Source organism: Bacillus sp. P4_D3, from assembly GCF_056401855.1.
On the sequence record NZ_JBFUIN010000227.1, the window covers coordinates 1 to 5178 of the forward strand.

The window sequence follows — 5178 nt, forward strand, 5'->3', positions numbered from 1 at the left end:
CTCTAAAACGAGATATGCTGTCATCATTTTTGACATACTAGCAGGGGCAACAGCTTCATTTTCATTATTTTGATAAATAACATCTCCATCACTCGCATCGATAATAATAGCTGCTTTTACATCAATTTCTGGTGGTATATATTTTGGTGGAACTACTTTTTCAGATAGCCCTATTTTAGGTAGCTCTGCCACTTGTAAAGGCTGAGTATCTAAACTTGTTTCACTCTTTTGAACTCCTTGAAAAAAGAACCAACATATACCCAGAATTACTACTAATGGGATTGTTAATCTTCCCCATTTTAACTGCTTCATTCTAAAACTCCTTTAGCAAACCTTTTATACACTCATGTTTAACCATAACAACAATTACTTTATATCGTCAAGGTAAAAAGCATATTTATTCATCTACAGCAATTATAATTTCAACCTCTTTCTCTTTTCATGTATGTTACACTAAAAACAACAAAATATAAGAATATTCAATAACATCTAAGCACAAAAACACTATATAATAGAAAGGATTTATACAAATGATACTTCCAAAAGCATTAAAATATAGCGATACAATTGGCATCTACTCTCCCTCTTCACCAGTAACCCATACTTCTCCAAAGAGATTTGAGCGAGCAAAATTATACTTACAAAAGAAAGGATTTCATATATTAGAAGGTTCACTAACAGGTCAATATGATTATTATCGTTCAGGGAGCATTAAAGATCGTGCTGAGGAACTAAATGAATTGATTAGAAACCCTAACGTTTCTTGTATCATGTCGACAATTGGGGGAATGAATTCAAATTCATTATTACCTTATATTGATTATGCTTCTTTTCAAAAAAACTCTAAAATAATGATTGGCTATTCAGACGCAACAGCATTATTACTAGGAATTTATGCAAAAACAGGAATTCCTACATTTTATGGTCCAGCACTCGTTCCTTCTTTTGGTGAATTTGAGCCTTTCGTAGATTGCACATACAAATATTTTGCGGATACTTTATTAACTGATCAACACCTTCCTTACGACATAAACCAGCCGTTATTTTGGTCAGATGAATTTATTAATTGGGAAGAAAAAACGAAAGAAAAAGATCTTCGACCGAACAATTGGATTTCAGTAATTGGTGGAAAAGCTACTGGACGTATTATTGGTGGGAATTTAAACACTATACAAGGTATTTGGGGTAGCCCCTATATGCCACATATTCAAGAAGGTGACATTCTCTTTATTGAAGATAGCTCAAAAGATGCAGCTACTATCGAAAGAAGTTTTTCATTACTTAAAATTAACGGCGTTTTTGATAAAGTTTCAGGTATCATCCTTGGAAAACATGAGCAATTTGATGATTGTGGTACAAATAGAAATCCTTACGAAATACTATTAGAAGTATTACAAAATCAAAAGCTTCCTTTTCTAGCCGATTTTGATTGTTGTCATACTCATCCAATGATTACTTTACCAATAGGTATTCAAGTAGAGATGGATGCAACAAATAAAACGATACAAATTATAGAACAGTGGAAAATCTACCTCTACTACCTCTACTACCTCTACTACCTCTACTACCTCTATTACCTCTATTACCTCTATTATCTTCAACTCTAAAGCTACTTATGGCCTTCTATTGTTTTATATTTTAAAGACAAATTTATAATTAATGTCGGATTAAATGTAATCACCTTAAAAGGCTTAGCATTAAAGCAAGCATCTGCATTAGAATCATTAAGTTATATCATCATTTTAATTTTTAGTTGGTACTTCCTAGGAGAGAAAATAACGAAGCGAAAAATCATTGGCAACATTATTATTGTCATTGGTGTAATCATCTATTGTATACAATAATAAAAAGATCCGTTTATGATAAACGGATCTTTTTATTATTGTCCTAAATTTTGAACCTTATCTTTCAAATCCTGAACTTGTTCTATCGTCTGCATAAGCTCAGAGTTTTTAAACTGCTCTACATTCATTTTTCCTTCCTCTATTTTTTGCATAGAGGTATCAATTAATGTATTTAACTTTTCATTATATCCGACGATTTGCTGGTGAAGATCCTTCGCTACATCCGGTGGTGTTAATTCATTAAAAGCTGGTATATCTTGTTTAATTTCAGTAAGTTTCGTTTCTAGTTCTTTTCGAGCTTCCCCATTATTAACAGCCTTTTCAGCTAATGCTGGCGCTTCATTTGCAAATGCACTTATTTCATTTACATAGTCTGTCGCTTTTTGAGCGTAATCTATGGAGTTCTTCCCTTCCTCCACTAGCGAACATCCCATCAAACCAATTGAAACTACAATTGAAAGTAACATTGTTTTTGTAAACTTCATTTTGACCTCCTAAATAATTGTCATACTTTTATTCATTTATAAACACTTTATTTTCTTCTTATACACCTTATCACATCATATCTTATTTTTTAATCTTCCTCTTATACATTCTAGAAAAATCATTATTATCCTGTTCAACATGTACCTCGAAACTATCTTCATTTAAATATAAAAACAGACATACTTATTTTAAGTACGTCTGTTTTCCAGATACGTATAACTCTCACTAATTAAAGTTTCTCTTTATCCTCTCACATGCCCTATTACTGTTATAATATCTATGTCTATATGTACACTAATAATATCTTCTATAATGTCCGTATATCCTTGGCCTAAAGGTGTTCCGTAATGTAATAAAATTTCTTTTTTTTCATAAACTGACTTCGGTACTGTAAAAATAAATTTCCTCATATTCCGCTCATCAGCAGGCTCCAGAATTAAAACAATGCCATCCTCTTCAAACATATAATCACGCCTTCCAACAATCCATTCACTATGGCTCAAGTATTGCCTTGAAAGGATAGGTTTTAAACACCCTTTCTAACAATATATAACCATTTCATGATCAAATAGCTTATACGGCTTATATGATAAGCCACAAATACAAAAAAACACAAACCTTGAACTACCAAGAATTTGTGTTTTTTTGCATTTCATTCTTATATACCTTTATCAAGCTCATATAACCTACGATATTTCTCATTTTCTTTCAGTAGCTGTTCGTGACTACCTTGCATAGCGATTTGACCACTATCAAGGAAAATCACTTCATCTACATGTTCAATCCCTACAAGATGATGTGTAATCCAAATAACAGTCTTTTCTTCTGTTGCAGAAAACATTGTTTCTATTAAGGCTAATTCTGTTTTAGGGTCTAAACCGATAGTCGGTTCATCAAGTACAATGACCGGTGCTTCTTGCATAAGAGTTCTTCCAAATGCTACCCTTTGCCTTTCTCCGCCAGAAAACCTCTTTCCCATTTCATGCATTTTTGTTTGTAATCCATCAGGAAGAGAAGCAATGTGTGGTGCTAGCTGTGCTTTCTCTAAAGCTTTCCATATCTCTTCATCATTAGCCTCTGGTTTACCGATCCGCACATTATTTCCAATTGTCGTATCGAATAAATGTGGTTTTTGGTTTAATACAGAAATATATTTTGACAGAAAATCCGTATGAGCTTGTTCACCATTCAATATAACTTGGCCACTCACCGGACGTAGTGCCCCAGTTAACAATTTTAGTAAAGTAGATTTCCCTGTTCCACTTCTACCTAAAATAGCAATTTTTTTTCCTGCCTTTATTTGCAATGATACATCTTTTAATACGGATTCATTACTATTCGGGTAATTATACGACACATTACTCAGTTCAATATCTACATGTTTTGGTACAACGTATTCTTTATCTCCAGGTAACTCCTTACCATCATCTAAAGCGGTATCACTTTCTACGCCATTAAGCCGATGAACAGATTCTACATAAGATGGAATTCGATCAATAGCATCTGATACAGGAATAAGCACATTCGTCACAGATAATGTCATTAATACGAATGCTGCGATAACTGTAGGTGCAATTTGTTCACTTGCTGCTTGATTTCCAGTCCACAAAATCATCGAAATAACTACAATACCTACTATTAAATGAATGATACTATCTCGAATATGGTACCAGCGTTTCACTCTCTTTTCTGTCTTTAACAGCTGGACATTTTGCTCTACATACGCATTAATAAATTCATCTTTTCTACCACTCGCCTGCCAATCAGATAACCCAAATACAGCATCTGTCAATTGTTGATACAAACGATTTCTTCCTCGCTTCAAAGCAACATGATGTCGTTTCATCAAAAGTAGTGATACGAATGGAAGAAGAAAAACAATAACAGCTAACATACAAGCTGCGATAAGTGCAAATACTAAGTCAAATGCACCGATAACAAGTACGAAAATGCTATATACAACTAACGCTAATATACTAGGGAATATTGTACGTAAATATAGATTCTGTAAATGTTCTATATCATCAGACAATACACCTAGTACATCACCAGTTTGAAATCTTGAGCGTAAAAATAACGCCTGTGGTTCTACAATTCTATATAGTTTTGTCCTCATTTTTTCTAAAATTCGTAGAACGACGTCATGCCCTACTAAACGCTCTAAATAATGAAAGACAGCTTGCCCTATACTAAACGCACGCGTTGCAACTATAGGAACATATACAACCATTACATTTTCTGGTCTGAGAGCAGATTTAGAAATTAAATAACCTGAAATGAAAAGTAACATCGCACCTGAACTAACTCCAAGAAACCCGAGGAAAATAGTCAACGTCATTCTACCTTTATTTTGCTGTATATGAGGTTTAATCCAGTTACTCATCGCTCTCCCCTCTCTTCCCTATGAAAATGTAATGTCTCATTCTTTAAAAGCTCTTCATATGTTCCACTTTCTTTAATTTCCCCTTTATTTAAAATAAGAATATGATCCATTTGCTTCATCCAATGGAGACGATGCGTTGCAAGAAATACTAACTTACCTTCAAACAGACGTAACATCGATTGCTTTATTTCAAATTCAGTTTCAATATCAAGATGTGCTGTAGGTTCATCTAATAAAATGATTGGCTTTTTACTTAAAAGTGCACGTGCCATAGCGACACGTTGTTCTTGTCCGCCACTAAGCATACGTCCACCTTCTCCAATCCTTTCGTACATCCCATGTGGTAATGATGCAACGAGCGAACGAAGGCCCACTTCATTTATAACTCTCTCAACCTCTTCATCAGGTGTATTCGTTTCATAGAAACAAATATTATCTTTTAACGAAAGTGGAAAAATATAAGGT

The 5178-nt window shown here is 33.8% G+C and carries 5 protein-coding genes and 2 pseudogenes; 2 read left to right on the forward strand and 5 right to left on the reverse strand.

All coding sequences use genetic code 11. The features are described from left to right. Positions 1 to 312 (reverse strand): annotated as a pseudogene (locus AC1DTM_RS17820) (D-alanyl-D-alanine carboxypeptidase family protein); the annotation flags it as partial. 218 nt (positions 313 to 530) lie between these two features. Between AC1DTM_RS17820 and AC1DTM_RS17825 the strand changes: the two are divergent. Both AC1DTM_RS17825 and AC1DTM_RS17830 read left to right on the forward strand, forming a co-directional pair. Further along, positions 531 to 1607 (forward strand): S66 family peptidase, encoded by a 1077-nt coding sequence (locus AC1DTM_RS17825; RefSeq protein ID WP_477000581.1) that lies wholly within the window; start codon positions 531 to 533, stop codon positions 1605 to 1607. Positions 1608 to 1646: 39 nt separating this feature from the next. Then, positions 1647 to 1844: pseudogene (locus tag AC1DTM_RS17830) on the forward strand (EamA family transporter); the annotation flags it as partial. A gap of 35 nt (positions 1845 to 1879) precedes the next feature. Here AC1DTM_RS17830 and AC1DTM_RS17835 read toward each other — a convergent pair. From AC1DTM_RS17835 to AC1DTM_RS17850, 4 genes are all read right to left on the reverse strand, one after another. After that, complete coding sequence (locus AC1DTM_RS17835) at positions 1880 to 2329, reverse strand: DUF6376 family protein (RefSeq protein ID WP_016104561.1); 450 nt, start codon at positions 2327 to 2329, stop codon at positions 1880 to 1882. Between the two features lie 243 nt (positions 2330 to 2572). After that, positions 2573 to 2794, reverse strand: a complete 222-nt coding sequence (locus tag AC1DTM_RS17840; RefSeq protein ID WP_002031341.1) for a hypothetical protein — start codon at positions 2792 to 2794, stop codon at positions 2573 to 2575. Positions 2795 to 2988: 194 nt separating this feature from the next. Next, positions 2989 to 4713: a thiol reductant ABC exporter subunit CydC gene (gene cydC, locus AC1DTM_RS17845; RefSeq protein ID WP_016104560.1), complete on the reverse strand. Its 1725-nt coding sequence runs from the start codon at positions 4711 to 4713 to the stop codon at positions 2989 to 2991. Then, on the reverse strand, positions 4710 to 5178 hold a 469-nt coding region (locus AC1DTM_RS17850), incomplete at its 5' end, for an ATP-binding cassette domain-containing protein (RefSeq protein WP_477000582.1). The genes AC1DTM_RS17850 and cydC, both read right to left, overlap by 4 nt.

What these genes read in the sequence shown, in the direction of transcription:
- AC1DTM_RS17835 (WP_016104561.1), bottom strand. Translation starts at nt 2,329, where the DNA reads ATGAAGTTTACAAAAACAATGTTACTTTCAATTGTAGTTTCAATTGGT.
- AC1DTM_RS17825 (WP_477000581.1), top strand. Translation starts at nt 531, where the DNA reads ATGATACTTCCAAAAGCATTAAAATATAGCGATACAATTGGCATCTAC.
- cydC (WP_016104560.1), bottom strand. Translation starts at nt 4,713, where the DNA reads ATGAGTAACTGGATTAAACCTCATATACAGCAAAATAAAGGTAGAATG.
- AC1DTM_RS17840 (WP_002031341.1), bottom strand. Translation starts at nt 2,794, where the DNA reads ATGTTTGAAGAGGATGGCATTGTTTTAATTCTGGAGCCTGCTGATGAG.